22 protein-coding genes and 1 tRNA gene are annotated in these 18,471 nt (G+C 73.0%); 7 read left to right on the forward strand and 16 right to left on the reverse strand.

All coding sequences use genetic code 11. The annotated features are described in order from the left end of the window. Window positions 1–48 precede the first annotated feature (48 nt). Window positions 49–534: a hypothetical protein gene (locus BIU94_RS14930; RefSeq protein WP_139196416.1), complete on the reverse strand. Its 486-nt coding sequence runs from the start codon at window positions 532–534 to the stop codon at window positions 49–51. Next, window positions 534–941 carry a hypothetical protein gene (locus tag BIU94_RS14935; RefSeq protein WP_071262609.1) on the reverse strand — a complete coding sequence of 136 codons (408 nt, stop codon included), beginning with the start codon at window positions 939–941 and terminating at the stop codon, window positions 534–536. Before BIU94_RS14935 ends, BIU94_RS14930 begins: the two co-directional genes overlap by 1 nt. A gap of 149 nt (window positions 942–1,090) precedes the next feature. Here BIU94_RS14935 and BIU94_RS14940 point away from each other — a divergent pair, with 149 nt between their 5' ends. Further along, window positions 1,091–2,056 (forward strand): NAD(P)H-quinone oxidoreductase, encoded by a 966-nt coding sequence (locus BIU94_RS14940; RefSeq protein WP_071262610.1) that lies wholly within the window; start codon window positions 1,091–1,093, stop codon window positions 2,054–2,056. Window positions 2,057–2,177: 121 nt separating this feature from the next. Here BIU94_RS14940 and BIU94_RS14945 read toward each other — a convergent pair whose 3' ends face one another. The 6 genes from BIU94_RS14945 to BIU94_RS14970 all read right to left on the reverse strand — a co-directional run bounded on the left by BIU94_RS14945 (window position 2,178) and on the right by BIU94_RS14970 (window position 8,458). After that, window positions 2,178–2,885 carry an amino acid ABC transporter ATP-binding protein gene (locus BIU94_RS14945; RefSeq protein WP_302846886.1) on the reverse strand — a complete coding sequence of 236 codons (708 nt, stop codon included), beginning with the start codon at window positions 2,883–2,885 and terminating at the stop codon, window positions 2,178–2,180. Window positions 2,886–3,049: 164 nt separating this feature from the next. Beyond that, window positions 3,050–3,928: an amino acid ABC transporter permease gene (locus BIU94_RS14950; RefSeq protein WP_083404884.1), complete on the reverse strand. Its 879-nt coding sequence runs from the start codon at window positions 3,926–3,928 to the stop codon at window positions 3,050–3,052. A gap of 4 nt (window positions 3,929–3,932) precedes the next feature. Next, entirely contained in the window at window positions 3,933–4,760 is an 828-nt protein-coding gene (locus BIU94_RS14955) for an ABC transporter substrate-binding protein (protein ID WP_071262611.1), read from the reverse strand. 82 nt (window positions 4,761–4,842) lie between these two features. Next, window positions 4,843–5,361 (reverse strand): cupin domain-containing protein, encoded by a 519-nt coding sequence (locus BIU94_RS14960; protein WP_083404885.1) that lies wholly within the window; start codon window positions 5,359–5,361, stop codon window positions 4,843–4,845. Further along, a complete protein-coding gene (locus BIU94_RS14965) occupies window positions 5,358–6,719 on the reverse strand; it encodes an amidohydrolase family protein (protein WP_254784822.1) in 1,362 nt (453 codons plus the stop codon). The genes BIU94_RS14960 and BIU94_RS14965 overlap by 4 nt, the downstream gene beginning before the upstream one ends. After that, window positions 6,716–8,458 carry an adenosylhomocysteinase gene (locus tag BIU94_RS14970; RefSeq protein ID WP_071262612.1) on the reverse strand — a complete coding sequence of 581 codons (1,743 nt, stop codon included), beginning with the start codon at window positions 8,456–8,458 and terminating at the stop codon, window positions 6,716–6,718. Before BIU94_RS14970 ends, BIU94_RS14965 begins: the two co-directional genes overlap by 4 nt. Before the next feature lie 49 nt (window positions 8,459–8,507). Here BIU94_RS14970 and BIU94_RS14975 point away from each other — a divergent pair, with 49 nt between their 5' ends. The 4 genes from BIU94_RS14975 to BIU94_RS14990 all read left to right on the forward strand — a co-directional run bounded on the left by BIU94_RS14975 (window position 8,508) and on the right by BIU94_RS14990 (window position 10,770). Continuing rightward, window positions 8,508–8,771, forward strand: coding sequence for a glutaredoxin family protein (locus tag BIU94_RS14975; protein WP_071262613.1), 264 nt, complete (start codon window positions 8,508–8,510; stop codon window positions 8,769–8,771). Between the two features lie 158 nt (window positions 8,772–8,929). Then, window positions 8,930–9,208, forward strand: coding sequence for a GlsB/YeaQ/YmgE family stress response membrane protein (locus BIU94_RS14980; protein ID WP_071262614.1), 279 nt, complete (start codon window positions 8,930–8,932; stop codon window positions 9,206–9,208). 103 nt (window positions 9,209–9,311) lie between these two features. Continuing rightward, window positions 9,312–10,271, forward strand: a complete 960-nt coding sequence (locus BIU94_RS17885) for a phosphotransferase (RefSeq protein ID WP_071262660.1) — start codon at window positions 9,312–9,314, stop codon at window positions 10,269–10,271. 70 nt (window positions 10,272–10,341) lie between these two features. Then, window positions 10,342–10,770 (forward strand): hypothetical protein, encoded by a 429-nt coding sequence (locus BIU94_RS14990; RefSeq protein ID WP_139196417.1) that lies wholly within the window; start codon window positions 10,342–10,344, stop codon window positions 10,768–10,770. Between the two features lie 94 nt (window positions 10,771–10,864). Here the strand turns inward: BIU94_RS14990 and nadE are convergent, their stop codons facing one another. The 5 genes from nadE to argG form a co-directional block, all read right to left on the reverse strand. After that, complete coding sequence (nadE, locus tag BIU94_RS14995; RefSeq protein ID WP_071262616.1) at window positions 10,865–11,692, reverse strand: ammonia-dependent NAD(+) synthetase; 828 nt, start codon at window positions 11,690–11,692, stop codon at window positions 10,865–10,867. Between the two features lie 25 nt (window positions 11,693–11,717). After that, window positions 11,718–11,885, reverse strand: coding sequence for a hypothetical protein (locus BIU94_RS17890; RefSeq protein ID WP_175472143.1), 168 nt, complete (start codon window positions 11,883–11,885; stop codon window positions 11,718–11,720). A gap of 465 nt (window positions 11,886–12,350) precedes the next feature. Next, complete coding sequence (locus BIU94_RS15000; RefSeq protein ID WP_071262617.1) at window positions 12,351–12,965, reverse strand: copper resistance CopC family protein; 615 nt, start codon at window positions 12,963–12,965, stop codon at window positions 12,351–12,353. A gap of 41 nt (window positions 12,966–13,006) precedes the next feature. Beyond that, window positions 13,007–13,162 (reverse strand): hypothetical protein, encoded by a 156-nt coding sequence (locus BIU94_RS17895; protein WP_175472144.1) that lies wholly within the window; start codon window positions 13,160–13,162, stop codon window positions 13,007–13,009. 399 nt (window positions 13,163–13,561) lie between these two features. Next, window positions 13,562–15,004 (reverse strand): argininosuccinate synthase, encoded by a 1,443-nt coding sequence (argG, locus tag BIU94_RS15005; RefSeq protein WP_071262618.1) that lies wholly within the window; start codon window positions 15,002–15,004, stop codon window positions 13,562–13,564. Between the two features lie 110 nt (window positions 15,005–15,114). Between argG and BIU94_RS15010 the strand changes: the two genes are divergently transcribed. After that, window positions 15,115–15,669: an RNA polymerase sigma factor gene (locus BIU94_RS15010; RefSeq protein ID WP_071262619.1), complete on the forward strand. Its 555-nt coding sequence runs from the start codon at window positions 15,115–15,117 to the stop codon at window positions 15,667–15,669. Continuing rightward, window positions 15,666–16,538 (forward strand): hypothetical protein, encoded by an 873-nt coding sequence (locus BIU94_RS15015; protein WP_071262620.1) that lies wholly within the window; start codon window positions 15,666–15,668, stop codon window positions 16,536–16,538. The genes BIU94_RS15010 and BIU94_RS15015 overlap by 4 nt, the downstream gene beginning before the upstream one ends. 61 nt (window positions 16,539–16,599) lie before the next feature. Here the strand turns inward: BIU94_RS15015 and BIU94_RS15020 are convergent. The 3 genes from BIU94_RS15020 to BIU94_RS15030 form a co-directional block, all read right to left on the reverse strand. Continuing rightward, window positions 16,600–16,674 (reverse strand) — tRNA-Arg (locus BIU94_RS15020). 13 nt (window positions 16,675–16,687) lie between these two features. Beyond that, window positions 16,688–17,791 carry an epoxide hydrolase family protein gene (locus BIU94_RS15025; protein WP_071262621.1) on the reverse strand — a complete coding sequence of 368 codons (1,104 nt, stop codon included), beginning with the start codon at window positions 17,789–17,791 and terminating at the stop codon, window positions 16,688–16,690. 149 nt (window positions 17,792–17,940) lie between these two features. Beyond that, complete coding sequence (locus BIU94_RS15030) at window positions 17,941–18,435, reverse strand: HNH endonuclease (protein ID WP_071262622.1); 495 nt, start codon at window positions 18,433–18,435, stop codon at window positions 17,941–17,943. Window positions 18,436–18,471: the final 36 nt, after the last annotated feature.

Genomic DNA, 18,471 nt, shown 5'->3' on the forward strand with positions numbered 1-18,471 from the left:
CGACGCCCCGCTGTCCGGTCCGGGCAGCGGGGCGTCGTCGTGTCCGGGTCAGCCGTTCGGGCAGACCTTCGACACCTGGGCGAGCGTCGACTGCACGTCGGTCTGCGCCTCGGTCGCCTCGGTCGAGGTGGCGGAGCCGCTGTCCTCGAGTGCCTCGGCGTAGTCCCGCGCGGAGTCGGAGAAGTCCTCGAAGGCCGAGCGCACGTCGTCGTTGCCGACCTTCGGCAGGATCTCGTCCATCCGGTCGGCGATCCCCTGCACGAGCTCGGCGCGACCGGCGGCGTCCGCGGGCGCGGTCGACGACGACTGGGCGGCGATGAACGACTTGAACTCGTCCTCGACGACCGAGCACGCCTGCTCACGCGACTGTGCCGGAGCGGCCGCCGCGGTGCTCGGCGCGCTCGAGGCGGTCGTCGACGCAGCGCTGCTCGGGCCATCCGACGCTGCGTCCGAGGACCCGCCGCCGGACGAGCAGCCCGTCAGCAGGGCGAGGCCGAGACCCGCGGCGGCGAGCGCCATGACCGGTCGGCGCATCAGGAGTTGCACGCCTTCTCGAAGGCGTTGCCGGTCTCCTGCACCTTGGTGCTCGACTTCGTGAGCGCCTGCACGTCGGCCGACTTCGGGTCGTCGGCGACGTCCTCGATCTGGTCGACGAGGTCGCCGTACGCGTCCTCGAACGCCTCGCCCTTCTGCTGGAGGTCGTCGTCGGACAGGTCGTCGACGCCGTCGGAGATGGTCTCGTCGAGCTCCTTGAGCTTCTTGACGGCGGCGTCGGGGTCGGACTGCAGCTTGGTGGCCTCCTGCTGCACGCCCTGGGCCGCGCTCTTCACGGTCTTCTCGAACGTGTCGCACTGCTCGGCCTTCGACGGGCCGGAGGCACAGCCCGCGAGCAGCGTGAGCGCGAGGCCGGCGGTGGCGAGTGCGATGAACTTCTTGGGCATGGTGGAGTGTCCCCCTCGATCGGTCCGCACGCCCCCGGTTGAGGTGCGGATGCGTCGCCGAGCGTACATGGAACATCCACAGGTTCGTCCGGCTGCTTGTCGGGTTCCGACCGGTCGGAGGCCTCGGCACCGCGCGTACCGTCGAGGGCATGCGAGCCATCACGTCCGACGACGCCGGTCTTTCCGTGACCGACCTGCCCGATCCGGTGCCCGGTGCCGGCGAGGTCCTCATCGAGGTCGCCGCGGCCGGTGTGAACAACGCCGACCTGCAGCAGCGTGCCGGGAACTACCCGCCGCCTCCCGGGGCGTCCGAGATCCTCGGGCTCGAGGTCTCCGGCACCGTGCGGGCGCTCGGGGCGGGCGTGACGACGGTGGCCGTCGGCGACCGGGTCTGCGCCCTGCTCTCGGGCGGTGGGTACGCCTCGCTCGTGGTCGCCCCGGCCGCCCAGGTGCTCCCGGTCCCCGACGGCGTCGACCTGGTCGAGGCGGCCGGCCTGCCGGAGGCCGCCTGTACGGTCTACTCGAACATCGGCATGCTCGCCGGGCTCCGCCCCGGTCAGACGCTCCTCGTGCACGGCGGCACCGGCGGCATGGGATCGCACGCGGTGCTGTGGGCGAAGGCCCTCGGCGCGACGGTGATCGCCACGAGCGGCGGCGCTCGCAAGGTGCAGGCGTCGAAGGACCTCGGTGCCGACGTGGTCATCGACCACCGCACCGAGGACTTCGTCGAGCGGGTCCTCGCGGAGACCGACGGACGCGGCGTCGACGTGGTGCTCGACGTCGTCGGTCCGTCCTACCTGGATCGCAACCTGCAGGCGCTCGCGCCGAACGGGCACGTCGCGGTGATCGCGTCGGGCAGCGGCACCACGGCGGAGCTCGACTTCGGCACCCTCATGCGCAAGCGTGCGACGGTCAGCGGCACCACCCTGCGTGCCCGTCCCCTCGACGAGAAGGCCGCGATCGTCCGGGCCGTGCGCTACAACGTCTGGCCGCTCGTCGCCGCCGGTCGCATCCGACCGGTCATCGACTCGGTGTTGCCCCTCGCCGAGGCGGACGAGGCGCACCGCCGGGTCCGCGACGGCGAGGTCGTCGGCAAGGTCCTGCTGACGCTCTAGGCCGGAGGCGGGCCGGGTGAGCCGGTCCTCGGCCGCCCGGTGACGCACACCCGCACCCCGCGCAACGACCACCGCCCCGCGACAGCACCACCGCCCCGCGGGGGCACCACCGCGGTCGCGATCAGGCGTGCACGCGGGCGAGGAACTCGACGAGCGCGGGGTGGGTCGGCGCGTCGAGCACCTCGGCCGGGGTGCCCTGCTCGACGACCTCGCCCCGGTGCAGGAACACGATGCGGTCGGCCACGTTCCGCGCGAAGTGCATCTCGTGCGTGGTCATGAGGATCGTCGAGCCCTGGCGCTGCAGGTCGGTGACCAGGTCGAGCACCTCGCCGACGAGCATCGGGTCGAGCGCGCTCGTGACCTCGTCGAGCAGGAGCAGTTCCGGGTCGGAGGCGATCGCCCGCACGATGGCCACGCGCTGCTGCTGCCCGCCGGAGAGCCGGTCCGGGTACGCACCGGCGAACTCGGCGAGGCCGATGCGGTCGAGCAGCCGACGCGCGGTCGCCTCGGCCTCGACCCGTCCGACGCCGTGCACCTGCCGCGACGCGAGCGTCACGTTGTCCAGGACGCTCATGTGCGGGAACAGGTTGAACTGCTGGAAGACCACGCCGATCCGGGCCCGCACGGCGTCCACGGCGATCCGCGGGTCGGCCACGTCGGTGCCCTGGAGCAGGATCTCGCCGTCGTCGATGCCCTCGAGCAGGTTCACGGTCTTGAGCAGGGTGGACTTGCCCGAGCCGGACGCCCCGATGACGCAGATGACCTCGTGCCGGTGCACGGTCAGGTCGATGCCGCGCAGGACCTCGTGGTCGCCGAAGGCCTTGCGCACCCCGCGCAGTTCCAGGACGGGAACCGACGTCGGCGACCCGCCCCGTGCCTCTCCCCGCCGGCTCGGCCGATCTGCCGCTGGCGCGTCAGCTCGGAACCGGCGGCGTGGGCCCAGACCGACGTCCGGTCTGGAGGCGCGGCCCGCGCCCGCCTCGGATCGCTCGCTCACACGGTCCCTCCGATCTGCTCGCGCCGCTGCTGCCGACGCGCGATCGCGTCCGTGACGCGGATCAGCGGCAGGCTGATCACCACGAAGAGCAGGCCCGCGACGAAGTACGGCGTGAAGTTGTAGGTCTCGGCCTGTGCGATCTGCGCGGAGCGGACCGCGTCGACGGCACCGAGGATCGAGACCAAGCCGACGTCCTTCTGCATCGACACGAAGTCGTTCATGAGCGCCGGCGTGACCTTGCGGATCGCCTGGGGCAGCACGACCAACCGCAGCGTCTTGGCGTGCGAGAGCCCGAGCGACCGGGCGGCCAGGCGCTGGGAGGGGTGCACGGCCTCCATGCCGGCGCGCAGCACCTCGGCGATGTACGACGAGTAGGTCAGGACGATCGCGACGGTGCCCCACACCTCGGCGGGCAGCCGTGGGAACACCCCGAGGCCCGGGATGCCGTACCCGACCAGGTAGAGCACGATGATGAGCGGCAGGCCGCGGAACAGGTCCGTGTAACCGGTCGCGAGCATGCGCAGCGGGAAGAACACCGGGCTCCGCAGGCCCCGGACCACCGCGAGCAGGGTGCCGAACACCGCGACGCCGATCGCCGCGAAGAAGAGGATCCGGACGTTCAGCCACAGGCCTCGCAGGATCGAGGGGAACGTGTCGACCGCGGTCTGCGGGTCGAAGAACGACTGCTGCACCGCGGCCCAGCCGGGGGTGTTCACGACACCGAAGTAGGCGATCGCGATGACGACCAGCGTCGACACCACCGACACCACGATCGACCGGCGTCCGCGCTGCCGACGGTACAGCCGGCGCTCGAGCTCGACCTGGCTCGGCGCGGGAGCGGCGACCGGGGTCCCGGCGCCTGCTGGCACGGTCACGGAGCTACTTCAGGACCGGGGTGTTGGTCTCCGAGGAGAGCCACTTGGTCTGCAGGTCCTCGAGGGTGCCGTCGTCCTTCAGCTCCTCCAGTGCCTCGTCGACCTTGCTCGTGAGCGCCGAGCCCTTCGGCAGGACGAAGCCGAACTGGTCGCCCTTGCCATCCGACGGGAACTGCGCCGAGACCGTGCCGTCGTCGAGCTGCGCGGCGGCCATGTAGAACGCCGTCGGCAGGTCGGTGACGATCGCGTCGATCTGGCCCGACTTGAGCGCGAGCACGGCGTCGTCGTTCGAGTTGAAGACCTGCGGGGTGACCCCGAGGACGCTCTTCACGCTCGCGATCGAGGTCGAACCGGTGGCCACGCCGATCGCGTCCTGCTTGAGTGCGTCGACGGTGGTGGCGTCGGCGGCCTTCGAGGTGCTCGTCGTCACCACGGCCTGGGTCGTCGTGTAGTACGCGCTCGACATGTCGACGGCCTTCTTGCGCTTGGCGTCGATCGAGAACTGCTGGACGTTGAGGTCCCAGTCCTTCGGCCCCGGGGCGATGGCGCTGTCGAAGGTGCTGCGCTTCCACACCACGTCGGACTTGCTGTACCCCAGCTCCTTCGCGACGGCGTAGGCCACGGCGGACTCGAAGCCCTTGCCGGACTCCGGCTCGTTGTCGTCGATCCACGGCGAGTACGCCGGCTCACCGGTCGCGATCGTGAGCTTGCCGTCGGTGACGGTGCCGTCGGCGTTCGAGCCACTGCTGCTGCTGCCCGAGCACGCCGACAGGGCGAGGACGGCGACCGCGGCGGTGGCGACGGCGAGGGTGAGACGGAGGGAACGGGTCACGGTCGGGCCTTCGTGCGAGGGGGTGGGGGCAGGTCGAAGTGTACTTCGCGGTGGGATACCACGGCGAAACGGTGTCGCGGCGCTACTCGGCAGCGGTGGCCGCGTCGTCCGCCATCGTGAAGTCCTCGAAGGAGAAGCCCGGCGACACGAGGCAGCTCAGCAGCACCTCGCCGTCGCCCGGGAGCGTCCGCTGCCACACGCCGCCGCGCACGAACGCCTGGGCGTCGTTCACCCGGTCGCGCCCGGCGTCCGGGCCGAGGGTGATCGTCGCGCCGGGCTCGGGAGCGTCGCCGTCGCCGCCGAGCTGCAGCTCGACGGTGTCCGGCCCGTGCCACATCCAGATCTCGTCGCTCGTCACCCGGTGCCAGGCCGAGGCCTCACCCGGGGGCAGCAGGAAGTGGATCAGGGTGGCGGCCGGACGGTCCCCCGCGGGGGTGGTGACCGTCGCCGGCGAGGTCCAGGTGCGGACGTACCAGCCGCCCTCGGGGTGCGGTTCCATGCCGAGGGCGATCGCGCGCTTCGGCACGTCGAGCCACTCGATCAGCTCCCCGGTGACGGTTCGGCGTGCGGCCGTGCCGGGGCGTGGTGCGGTCTCGGTCATCGTTCCTCCACAGGGCGGACGGGTGGGACAGGGGTGAGTGCGTGGGCGACGGCGCGGACCTCGCCGCGGATGACCGTGGCGGCTGTGCGCCCGGCGCCGTCCTCGACGAGTTCGGCGAGCGCGTCGGGCACGGTCCGGGCGTCGACGTCGAAGACGGCCAGGTCGGCGCGCGCCCCCACGGCGAGGTGACCGATGCGGTCCGGCCCGACGGCGAGCCCCATGGCGTGCGCGCCGCCGAGCGTCGCCGCCGCCAGGAGCCGCTCGTGCAGGTCGCGGTGCCCGTAGCCCTGGGCGCGGGCGATCCGGTGCAGGGCGGTGACGTCGGCCATCAGGTCGAGGGACGGCGACGACGACAGCGAGTCGGTGCCGATCGCGATCGGGCTGCCCTCGCGCAGGTAGTCGGCGACGGGCGGCGGGTCGAGACCGATGACGGCGTTCGACCGGGGGCAGAGCGCCACCGCGGTGCCGCGGGCACGCAGGAGCGCCCGGTCGGCGGCGGTCACGTACACGCCGTGGGCGATGTGGCAGTCCGGACCGAGCACGCCGAGGCGGTCGACGAAGGCGGTCGCGCTCGCACCGAACCCGAGCGCGCGCATGGCGCGGAACGACGGGGCGTTCGCCAGGTGCCAGTCGCTGCCGTGGCCGACGCCGTCCACGCCCTCGAGTCCGGGGACGGGACCGAGGGCGGTGCGCTCGCCCTCGAAGGCGGCCTCGCCGAGGTGCAGGTGCAGCCGCAGGCCGCGCTGCCGGACGATGTCGGGGAGTTCGAGGAGCGGCGCGACGTCGAGCGAGTACGGCGCGTGCGGCGAGAGGCCGGCGCCGGGGGTCGTCGGGACGCGGTCGAGCTCGTCGAGCACCTGGTCGCGACCGTGCGACTGCCAGGCGTCGTTCTCCCAGTCCATGACCTCCCAGTACGCGATGCCGCCGAGTCCGGCGTCCTGCAGGGCGGTCGAGGCCTCGATGTCGGTGACGATGTCCGCGATGCTCGTCACGCCGGCGAGGATCGACGCCCGCGCCCCGTCCGCCGCCTCGGCCCGCCAGTCGTGCGGCTCGGCGTAGTCGACGTTGAACGCTGCGGCCCAGTCCTCGAACCCGTCGTACTGGCGCTGCCCGACACCGGACATGCCGGTGTACTGCAGGTGCGCGTGCGCGTTCACGAGTCCGGGCAGGAGCGCGCCGCGCCACCGGCGCTCGGTGAACGGTGTCCCGTCGAGCTGGTCGACGACCCACGAGCGGTCGCCGACGTGCAGGATGCGGCCGTCCTGCACGGCGACCGCGCCGTCCGCGATCGGCGGCGCGGTCATCGGGACGACGACGCGCGCCGAGTGCACGGTGACCGGCCGCTGTCCCGCGGTCACGTCGGGTCCCCGAAGCGGTGCGTCCGGACGTCCGGCTCGCGGTCCGCAGGCTGCTCGGGAAGCCGGCGTGGGCCCACGCCGCCGGTTCCGGGCTGACGCGCCAGCGGCAGCCCGGCCGTGCCGGTGGGGAGAGGCGCGGCTGGGCTCCCGAAGGCGGCGAGCGTCGCGCGGGCGGTCGCGTCGTCGACCGCGGGGTCGATCGGCACGACGGCGCGTTCCAGCTCGTCGCCCCGCTCGAGGAGCATGCGGACGGCGCCGAGCTGCACGGCGAAGGACAGGTCCATGATCTCGACCGGGTTGCCCTCGGCCGCGGTGATGTTGATGCAGCCGCCGTCGTCGAGCACGATCGGCCCGCCCTCGGCCCCGGGGAACACGAACCGCTCGGCCTTCGGCCCCACGTGTCGGCGCCGCGCCCCCGCGGCGAGGGCGTCGTCGACGGCGATCTCCTGGTCGACGCCACCGGCCACGGCGACCACGGCACCGTCGGCGCAGGCGCGGAGCACGTCGAGGTCGATCGTGTCCGGCACCCCGGTGGCGCTCACCACGAGGTCGGCGCCGGGCACCGCCTCGACGAGCGGGACGACCGCGTACCCGGCGAACCGCGCCTGCAGGGCGCGGACCGGGTCGGTCTCGGCGACCGTCACCCGGAACCCGAGGGCGGTGAGCACCATGGCGACCCCCTCGCCGACGGGGCCGAACCCGGCGACGACCGCCGTGCCTCCCGGCCGGACCCGGTGCGCGCCGGACGCGAGCCCGTCGACCAGGTCGAGCACCGCGAACACCGTCGACTGCCCGGTGCCGTACCGGTTGTCGAAGGACGTCTTCGTGCGGGCGTCGTTCACCGCGATGACCGGGATGCCGAGCTCGCCGCGCGCCGCCAGCACCCGCAGGGGCCGCAGGCCGCTCGTGGTCTCCTCGGCGGCGCCGAGCATCGTCGGCAGCAGGTCCGGGCGTCGCTGGTGGGCGAGCCGGATGACGTGCGAACCGTCGTCGAGCAGGACGTGCGGGGCGGTGTCGAGCATCGCGAGGGCCAGCTGCTCCTGCTCGGGGAGCGTCGCCGTGCTGCTCGCGAAGACCGTCAGCCCGGCGGACCGCAGCGCGTCGGCGACGGCGTCGTCGGTCTCGTCGGCGTGCGCGTAGACCACGACCTCGGCACCGGCATCGCGGAGCAGCAAGCTCAGCACGGCCGTCTTCGGCTCGAGGACCATCGCGACACCGACGCGCGTGCCGCGCAGGAGTCCGCCGTCCCGGAGCTCCGCGGCGACCGAGCGGGCGACCGGCATCGATCGTCGCGCCCAGCGCAGGCGGGCGTCGGCGGCGGGGTCGTCCTCGGGGTCGCGGCCGGTCGGCACCAGGAAGACGTCGTCGGACAGCACCGGGACGGCGAGCACGCCGGGGCGGGCGGGTGCGACCGGGCCGAAGGCGTCCTCGTCCACGGCGGGCAGGTGTCGACCGGCGTCGATGACGATCAGTGTGGCGCCGCGCGGGCGGTCGGCGGCCTGCTCGATCGCGGGCGTCGATCCCTCCGGCGTGCCGAGGCACCAGAGCTGGTCGACGGTCTCCTGCGGGTCGGCGGCACGGGCGCCGAGGCCGGTCAGCAGGGCGTGCAGTGCCGCGACGTCCCCCCGGTCGCCGCCGACGATGCGGAACCGGCGAGCGGCGACGAGCAGGTTCGTCGCCGCGGCGAAGCGCCGGACGGCGGCCGATGCCCACGACAGCGTCTCGGGGTCGGGTGCCATGGTGCAATCGTAGGGAATGCGCCGACCCCGTCTGACGTACCCTCTGGGCATGAGCGATGCGACGACCGAGACGGTGACCATGTTCGGCGCGGACTGGTGCCGCGACTGCCGACGGTCGAAGGCGCTGCTCGACACCCTCGGGGTCGACTACGACTATGTCGACGTCGAGGCGGACCCGACCGCGGCCGCACGTGCCGAGGAGATCAGCGGGCGGAAGAACATCCCCGTCGTCGTGCTGCCGGACGGTCGGCACTTCGTCGAGCCGTCCGACCAGGAGCTGCGGACGGCCCTCGAGGCCGGCGGGGTGGTCTGACCGCCCTCGACCACCTGCGCGACGTCGGCCCTTGTACGACATGAGGGGCGGTCGTCAATGAAACCGAGAGGCTTCCCAGGGAACTCGGAGTTGAGTCAGGCGTCGGCCCTGACTCCGGCAATCCATGCCGCGGCAACCGCATCCACGAGGAGGAAACCGTGCTCGGTCTCATCATCAGCCTGATCATCATCGGACTCATCGCCGGCGCGCTCGCGCGGCTCATCGTCCCCGGCAAGCAGCACATCTCGATCCCCATGACCATCCTGCTCGGCATCATCGGCTCGTTCGTGGGCGGGTTCCTCGGGTTCCTGATCTTCCAGCACGACCCGATGGACGGCTTCTTCCAGCCGGCCGGCATCATCGGCTCGATCATCGGTGCGATCATCGTGCTGCTGATCTGGACCCGTTTCGCCGGTCGGGGCGCCAAGACCCGCTAGTCGGCACCCTGCACCACCGAACGCGCCCCGTCCGAGACGGGGCGCGTTCGTCGTTCCCGGGCGGTGCCGCGGAGGTGCGGGCCGACCAGTAGTGTCGTCCGGCATGGGGCGGACAGCATGGACCGACGTGCCGGTGGGACTGCGGGAACGGGTGGGTCGGGTCCTCGGCGGGCCGGTGGTCAGCGCGCGCTCGCAGGCGAACGGGTGGTCGCCGGGCAGCGCCGACCGGGTCACGACGGCGGACGGCCGCCGGGCCTTCGTGAAGACGGTCTCCCGCTCCCGCAACGAGGATGCGCTGACGATGCACGGCCGCGAGGCCCACGTCGTGGCACAGCTCCCGGCGTCGGTGCGGGCACCCCGCCTGCTCGACGTCCTGACCGACACGGTCGACGGTGACGACTGGGTCGCCCTCGTGCTCGACGACGTCGACGGCGCGCATCCAGGCGCTGTGGGCGACGGATCGGACGTCGCGGCGGTCCTCGACGCCCTCGACACGCTCCCCCTCGCCACGGGCGGGTTGGCGGCGCTGCCGCGGATGGCCGAGGACCTGCGCCACGAGTTCGCCGCCTGGGACCGGCTGCTCGGTGACGGCCCCCTGGCGGGACGGGTCGGCGAGGTCGTCCCGGCGCACGTCCTGGGAGCCGGTCCGGCGATGGCCCGCGCCGCCACCCGCGCCGCCGCGATGGTCGACGGCGGACACCTCGTGCACGCGGACTGTCGTGCCGACAACCTGCTCGTCGACCCCGCCGGGCGTGTGTGGGTCGTGGACTGGCCGTGGGCGGGCATCGGCGCGCACTGGCTCGACCCGCTGACGTACCTGCTCGACGCGCTCGTCCGCGGCGAGGACGTCGACGTCGAGCACCACCTCGCCACGCACCCGGTGTTCGCCGGGGTACCGGACGACGCGGTCGACGCCGTGCTGGCAGGGCTCGCCGGGCTCTTCTTCGAGCACGCCCTGCCGCCGGCACCGCCGAACATGCCGACGATCCGCGACTTCCAGCGCCGTGAGGGCATCGCCGCGGCCGAGTGGCTGCTCCGCCGGTGGGCCGACCGCGCCGCCTGACCGCGTGCGACCCGTCCGGGGGACGCCGCTGTCCAGGGAGCGCGGTGCGCCGGAGCGTACGGTCCCCACCATGACTGATGAGCAGAGCACATCTCGTCCGGAAGACGATGCCGCGCGTCTCGGTCTCGTCGTCGTCGGGGAAGCGGCGGCCTTGCACTCCGGCGACGAGGCAGCGCTGGACGCGAGCGAGCAGAACATCCGGGACACCGTCGACGAACTGGTCGACGAGCCCCTGACCCAGCGCCAGGAAGAGGTCCTCGAGCGGCTGGCCGCCGCCGGGGGCACGCTCACCGCCGGGCTCAGCGGCGCCCTGGCAGCGCAGACCGGTCGGAGCGTGGACGACGTCCTCGAGGGCGCCGCCCGCAGCGTCGTCTGGCAGCAGCGACTCGCGAACGAGCGGGACGACGCCGCCGGCGACGCCGACCCGGCCCGGGACCGCGAGGACGCCGGCGGTCAGCAGCGCGACCACCGCGACGAACAGGGACGCGACCAGGCCTGAGCAGGCACGCGTCGGTTGCGACGCGACCGACGGACAGGAGGCGCGGTGCGGGTCGGACCCGCACCGCGCCTCCTGTCCGTCCGCGCGTCAGCGCCTACGCCCCGGCACGCCACCAGTCATCGAAGGGCGTCGCCGGCACCTGGCGCTTGTGCTCGGTCGCGCGGTAGCGCGCCTCGATCGCCTCGGCGACCTCGACCGGCACGTCGTGGCCCTGCAGGTAGGCGTCGATCTCGGCGTAGGTGAGGCCGAGGTTCGCCTCGTCGGTCTGGCCGGGCAGGTCGTCGAGCAGGTCCGCGGTCGGGGCCTTCTCGTACAGGCGGGCCGGTGCCCCGAGGTGCTCGAGCAGCTGCCGCCCCTGGGTCTTCGACAGGCCGGTGAGCGGCGTGAGGTCCACACCGCCGTCGCCGTACTTCGTGAAGAAGCCGGTGACCGCCTCGGCCGCGTGGTCGGTGCCCACGACGAGCAGCCCGCGCTGGCCGGCGACGGCGTACTGGGCGACCATGCGCATGCGCGCCTTGACGTTGCCCTTGACGAAGTCGCTCAGCTCGACGCCGGACGCCGCGGTGTCCTGCACCACCCCGTCGACGCCGTGCTCGATGTTCACGGTGATGCCCGGGTCAGCCGCGATGAACTGCAAGGCGAGCTGGGCGTCGTCCTCGTCGGCCTGCACGCGGTAGGGCATGCGGACCGTGGTGAACTCGGCGGGCTGCCCCTCGGCGCGCAGGGACTCGACGGCGAGCTGGGTCAGGCGGCCGGCGAGCGTGGAGTCCTGGCCGCCGCTGATCGCGAGGAGGTACCCCTTCGCACCGGTCGTGAGCAGGTAGTCGCGGAGGAACCCGACGCGTCGGGCGACCTCCTGCTCCGGGTCGATGGTCGGCTGGACGTTGAGGTCCGCTGCGATGGCGGCTTGGAGTTCACGCACACTCCCAGTATCGCGCCGATCGGCCTCAACTGACCGGGAGGATCCCGATCGGTCGGATGGTGTTGTCGTGGTCCGCACCGATCGCACAGGTGCAGACCACGCTGAGCGTCTCGTCGCTGCTGGTCAGGCGGAAGCGCTCGACGTGCGGCGGGCCGACGTGGCGGTCGAGCGGGTGGGTGTCGTGGTCGTGCACGGCGGTCCTCTGGAGTCGTGGCGCAGGTGGTGCTGGAGGTGGGGAGGCGGGATCGCCGCGGGTCAGGTCCTGGTCGCGGGCCGCACGCCCACTCGGCCGGCGGGGTCGCTCCGCCGTCGCCGTGGCGGTGGGGCTGCGGCGCTGCGCGTCCGGCAGTCGGCCGAGCAGGCGGCACGGAACGGCGGGCGGGCGGTGGAGCAGGCGGCACGCGGGTGGGCGGCGGACACGATCGGGCGCATCGAGCGTGCGCGCGTCCTCGGTCGTCGTGCCATCCCTGATCCCATCGGGCACCCGGCGTCGGCACCGGGCGACGACGGCGGTGGTGAGACGCCGTCGGGGTCAATCTACTGCGGCTCGGGCACTCCCTGGCGATACCCCCGTTCCGGGGTCAGGCGCGCGCACGGTACAGCGCGGTCCGGTCTCGGACCCGTGCGCGGCGGCGGGTGGTGGACCGAGCGGTCCTGCTCACTCGACGGCGGTCGGTCCGGCGCCCCGACCGCGCCGCGCGACGAGCACGACGAGGGCGGCCAGCACGAGCACGACGCCCGCGCCGAGCGCGATCCACACCCCGGGAGCGATCCCGTCCGTCGCTGCCGGCGCTCCGTCCGCGACGGCGACCGCCGAGGCGGACGGCACGCTCGTCGAGGCGCTCGTGGGGGTGCTCGCCGGGGACGTCGGCTCGGCCGTGGCCTCCGCCGTCGGCACCCGGTACTCGAACCCGAAGGAGCCGTCGATCGGGTGCCCGTCCGGCGAGAGGTAGCGCCAGAGCACCGTGTACGCACCGTTCTCGAGGTCGACCGCCGTGCTCATGGTCGTCCCGTCGACGGTCACGTCGCCGCGCGACGCGGCTGTGCCGTCCGTACCGGTGACCTCGATGCGCAGGCCGGCGTCGAGGCCGGCGAGCGGCGCCTCGGTGAAGGTGAGTGCCACGCGGTCGAGGGGCTCGGTGACCACCGAACCGTCCGCCGGGTCACTGCCGGTCAGCCCGGCGTGCGCCGAGGCAGGCTGGGCGCCGACGAGCGCGAGGAACCCGCCGATGACGATCGCGAGGGCCGCTGCTCTGGTTCCGCCGGTGCGCATGCCCAGATGCTACTGGGGCGCGCTCCTCCGACGGCCCGGAGTCAGAGCTGCTCGCCGAGGAAGTCGGCGTACGACGGCTCGTGGTTGAGGTCGGCCGAGGCGGCGGACACGAGGCCCGTCCCCTCGAGTCGCTCCGCCACGAGGGCGGCGAGGTCTTCCGGCGACCGCAGACCGTGGCGGTGCCAATCGTGGGGCATCCTGGCGGCCATGACGACCAGCCCTTCGTCGGGATGATGCGCATCCCGGATCCGTCCGGGTCGACCCGCTGTGCCAGACCCCACAGGACGTGGGGAGCATCGTGACGACGGATCCCTGATACCGACCCGGTACCTCCACCGTAGGGTGGCGCCCGCCCGGCGTCGAACGCGGTGCGTTTCGTGGCCGCTCCGACGCGTGTTCCGGATGGGACGGGAGGCGCGGTGCCGGCTGGCACCGCGGCCCCCACCGGCCGGTCCCGAGCCGACGCGCCAGCGCCGGACGGGCCGTGCCCGAAGGGCAGGTTCCGGGCTGACGCGCCAGCGCCGGACCGGCCGTGCCCGGTGGGCAGCTCCCCGTCCGGCGCTGGTCGCGGCGTCCGGGCCGCGTGATCGCTCGGGTCAGTCGGTCCCGGAGTCGAAGGCCGCGCCCTCGGACGCGGCGTCCGTCGCGCGGTCACGCGCGAGCTCGGCGTCGGAGGACTGCACCGCACCGCCGAGGATCTCCTCGGCCTCGCCCGACTCGAGCGTGCCGACGAGGTCGCCCGTCGCCCCGCCGATGAGCCCGGCGGCCGCGTACTGCTCGAGCCGCGACCGCGAGTCGGCGATGTCGAGGTTGCGCATGGTGAGCTGGCCGATGCGGTCGTCCGGGCCGAAGGCCGCGTCGCCGACGCGCTCCATCGACAGCTTGTCCGGGTGGTACGACAGCGCCGGACCCGTCGTGTCGAGGATCGTGTAGTCGTCGCCGCGACGCAGGCGCAGCGTGACCTCGCCGGTGACGGCCGACGCGACCCAGCGCTGCAGCGACTCGCGCAGCATGAGCGACTGCGGGTCGAGCCAGCGCCCCTCGTACATGAGGCGACCGAGTCGGCGACCCTCGTTGTGGTACGACGCGACGGTGTCCTCGTTGTGGATCGCGTTGAGCAGGCGCTCGTAGGCGATGTGCAGCAGGGCCATGCCGGGCGCCTCGTAGATGCCACGGCTCTTCGCCTCGATGATGCGGTTCTCGATCTGGTCGGACGCACCGAGGCCGTGGCGGCCACCGATGGCGTTCGCCTCGTAGACCAGGGCGACCGCGTCGGGGTACTCGACGCCGTTGATCGCGACCGGGCGACCGGCCTCGAAGCGGACGGAGACGACCTCGGTCGCGACCTCGACGTCGTCACGCCAGGCGGCGACGCCCATGATCGGCTCGACGAGGTCGAGCCCGCTCGAGAGCTCCTCGAGGCTCTTCGCCTCGTGCGTCGCACCCCAGATGTTCGCGTCGGTCGAGTACGCCTTCTCGGTGGAGTCGCGGTACGGGAAGCCACGCTCGACGAGCCACTCGCTCATCTCCTTGCGGCCGCCGAGCTCCTGGACGAACTCGGAGTCGAGCCACGGCTTGTAGACGCGCAGGCGCGGGTTGGCCATCAGGCCGTAGCGGTAGAACCGCTCGATGTCGTTGCCCTTGTAGGTGGAGCCGTCGCCCCAGATGTCGACGCCGTCGTCCTTCATGGCACGGACGAGCATGGTGCCGGTCACCGCGCGGCCGAGCGGCGTCGTGTTGAAGTAGGTCTTGCCACCGGAACGGATGTGGAAGGCGCCGGTCTGCAGGGCGACGAGGCCCTCTTCGACCAGGGCGCTCTTCGCGTCGACGAGCCGGGCGATCTCGGCACCGTACTCGTGCGCGCGGCCGGGCACCGCGTCGATGTCGGGCTCGTCGTACTGGCCGATGTCGGCGGTGTACGTGCAGGGGATCGCCCCCTTCTCACGCATCCAGGCAACGGCACAGGAGGTGTCGAGACCTCCGGAGAACGCGATGCCGACTCGTTCGCCGACGGGGAGACTGCTCAGGACCTTGGACACGGGGTCAATCGTACGGGGCGCGCGGAGCGCGGAACCGTCCGGCGCGACGGTTGTGGAGAACGCGGGGCCGGCCGCGGGAACCGATCCGGGGCCACCGGACAATACGGAGCATGAACCAGATCACGGGGGACCGGGCCGACTGGGCCCTGGCCGTCGCCGGGGACGGGCGCGCGGTCGGCAGGGTCTTCGACCGGCACGCACCGCGGCTCCGCCGGCACGTCGCCGGACTCGTCCCCACACCGACCGACGCCGACGACGTCGTGGCGATCGTCTTCCTGGAGGCCTGGCGGAAGCGCGACCGGGTGCGGTTCGTCGACGACTCCATGCTGCCCTGGCTGCTCGTCACGGCGACGAACACCGCGCACAACACGACCCGCGCCGCACGGCGTCACCGGGCCTTCCTCGGCAGGTTCCCGGTGGACGACCCTGCACCGGACCCGGCCGAGGCGTACACCGACGCCGAGGCGGTCGCGGCCCTCCGCGGACTCCCCGTCGCCGACCAGCGGGTCCTGACCCTCTGCGTGCTCGAGGGCCTCGGCGAACGCGAAGCGGCGGTGGCCCTCGGGGTCGCACCCGGGACCGTCAAGTCCCGACTCCACCGGGCGAAGACCCGGCTCCAGCAGCAGTACTCGACCACCGCAGCACCCCTCGGAGGCACCCCGTGAACGACGACCAGATCTCCCCCCGACTCGCCTCGATGCGCGACGCACTCGTCGCCGACGTCGACGCGACGGCCCACCCCGCGCGTCCGCGACGACGACGCCCCACCCGCAGCACGGTCGCCGCGGTCGTGACGGCCTTCGCCGTCGGTGCCGGGCTCACCGGAGGGATCACGGCTGCGGCGCTCCCCGGCGCCACCGCGGACGCCGCACGCGAGGACCTGCTCGCGACGACGACCCGCTACGGGACGGTCGCGGTCAACCACGGATCGATGCTCGGCTCCCCCGCGTTCGCCGTCACCCACGGCGACGCCTCGTTCTCGCTCGGCACGCGGCCGGGAGGAGCCGACCGGGTGACGCTCACGTGGGAGTGCCTCGACCCGGGCACCTTCACGGTCGAGGTCGGCGGGACGACCGTCGCCGACGCCGTCGCGTGCACACCGGGGTCCATGCCGCGGTGGAGCCTCTCCCCGCTGACCGGGTCCGGAGCGGCCGCCGTGTCGGTCTCCGGTGGCGGCGGTGCCCGCTACGCCGTGTGGGCGTCGTGGGCCCGGTCGGCACGGATCGCGCAGCCCTCGACCCAGCAGCAGGCCGCGGTCGCCGACGGGACCGTCACCCTGGCCGAGTACACAGCCGCGTTCGACCGGCTCGCGGCCTGCATGGCGCAGGCGGGGCACCCGATCGGCGACGTGGCGCCGTCGTGGTACGCCGACGGCTCGTGGTCGAGCACGGGCCCCGGCGCCGGCCCGTGGTACATCTGGTCGACGCCGATGGAAGCCCTCGACGTCCTCGACACGCAGTGCGCGCCGCGCGAGTTCGAACAGGTCGACGCGATCTGGCAGGGCGAGCACCCGATCCCGGACGAGGCCGGCTGATCGCGGGGATCGCCGCAGGGACTCGAGCCCTGCGGTGACCTGCGGTGCCCCGTGGTCCCCGTGGTGCCCCTGGAGGGACTCGAACCCCCAACCGTTTCCTTAGGACGGAACTGCTCTTCCATTGAGCTACAGAGGCTGGCCCGACCACTCTAGCGGCGGAACCGGCCCAGGAACGCGTGCAGCTCGTCGACGAACAGGTCGGGCTGCTCGAACGGCGCGAAGTGGCCGCCGCGGTCGAGTTCGTGGTGGAACACCAGGTTCGTGGTGCGCTCGAGCCACTCCCGCGGCGCCCGCACGATGTCGCCGGGGAAGATCGAGAACCCTGACGGCACCTCGACCCTCCGTTCGAGCTGCTCCGCCGGGATCGCCGCGTTCGCGTGGTACATCCGCATCGCCGACCCGATGGTCGCAGTGGCCCAGTACTCGGTCAGCAGCGCCAGGACCTCGTCGCGTGTGTACACCGACCACAGGTCGCCGTCGCAGTCGCTCCACGCCCGGAGCTTCTCGACGATCCAGGCGGCCAGTCCCGCAGGTGAGTCGTTCAGCCCGACGGCGGCGGTCTGCGGCTTGGTCCGGTGCAGCATCGCGTAGGCGCCCTCGGCGGTGCGCCACCGGTCGGTCGCGGCGACGAACTCCCGCTCGGGTCCGGACAGCGTCGCCGGGTCGAGGCCCGGCCAGGCGAGCCCACCGTCGATGCGGTGCACGGCAACGACCCGGTCGGGGTGGTCGAGTGCCAGGTACCGGGCGACGTGCGTGCCGATGTCGCCGCCGGACACCGCGAAGCGCTCGTGGCCGAGCTCCGTCATCAGCGTCGCCCACGTGCCGGCCACCTGCCGGGCGTCGAGCACCTGCGGCGGGGCGTCCGAGAACCCGTACCCCGGCATGTCCGGCACGACGACGTCGTAGCCGGCGTCGACGAGCATCGGCAGCACCTTGCGGTACCGCCACCCGGAGTCCGGCCAGCCGTGCGCGAGCAGGACGGGCAGGGCGTCCGGCTGCGCAGCACGGGCGTGCAGGACGTGGATGCCGATGCCGTCCACGACGACACGGCGCGAGGGCAGTGCGGCGAGCTCGGCGCGGTGTGCGTCGAAGTCGAACCCGTCGGCCCAGTACTCGACGAGCGGGCGCAGGACGTCGAGGTCCACGCCGAGCGACCAACCGGTCCCGGCCGGCGCATCGGGCCAGCGCGTCGCCCGCAACCGCGCGCGCAGGTCGTCGATGGTCGCGTCGTCGATGTGCGGTGTCTCGCCCATGTCGGTGACGCTAGTCAGCGCGACCGACAGACGGACGGGAGGCCCGTGGCGGCGCCGCCACGGGTCTCCCGTCCGCCGCGTGGTGCGCAGCAACGATCGGGTCGACGGACGCGACCCGGCCGTTGCTGCTCACGGAGCGGGCGGCGCCGCTACGCGGCCACGAGGTACTCGTCCCACTCGGACTGCGGGCGCTCGATGCCGCGGACCACCCACGACGCCCCGTGCGGCACCTTCGGGCGGAACCGCAGGTGCCACCCCATCTCCTGGGGCGTGCGGTCGCCCTTCGTGTTGTTGCAGGCGAGGCAGCAGGCGACGAGGTTCTCCCACGAGTCCTGGCCGCCGCGCGACTTCGGCTGCACGTGGTCGATGGTCGTCGCCTGCCGGTCGCAGTAGGCGCAGCGGTTGCCGTCACGGCGCAGGACCCCGCGGCGGGACACCGGGACGAAGCGCGAGTGCGGGATGCGGACGTAGCGGGTGAGGATGATGACGGACGGACGGTCGTAGACCGCGGTGGACCCGGTGACCGGGTGGTCGAGGTCCGCGGCGACGATGGCGGCCTTCTGGTTCATGACCAGTACGAGGGCTCGTCGGAACGAGATCACCGCGAGGGGCTCGTAACCGGCGTTGAGGACGAGAGTGCGCATGGGTTCCCTTCCGACGTGCCTGGACGGCTTCCAGGC

This window comes from Curtobacterium sp. MMLR14_006, assembly GCF_001864985.1.
Taxonomy (GTDB): domain Bacteria; phylum Actinomycetota; class Actinomycetes; order Actinomycetales; family Microbacteriaceae; genus Curtobacterium.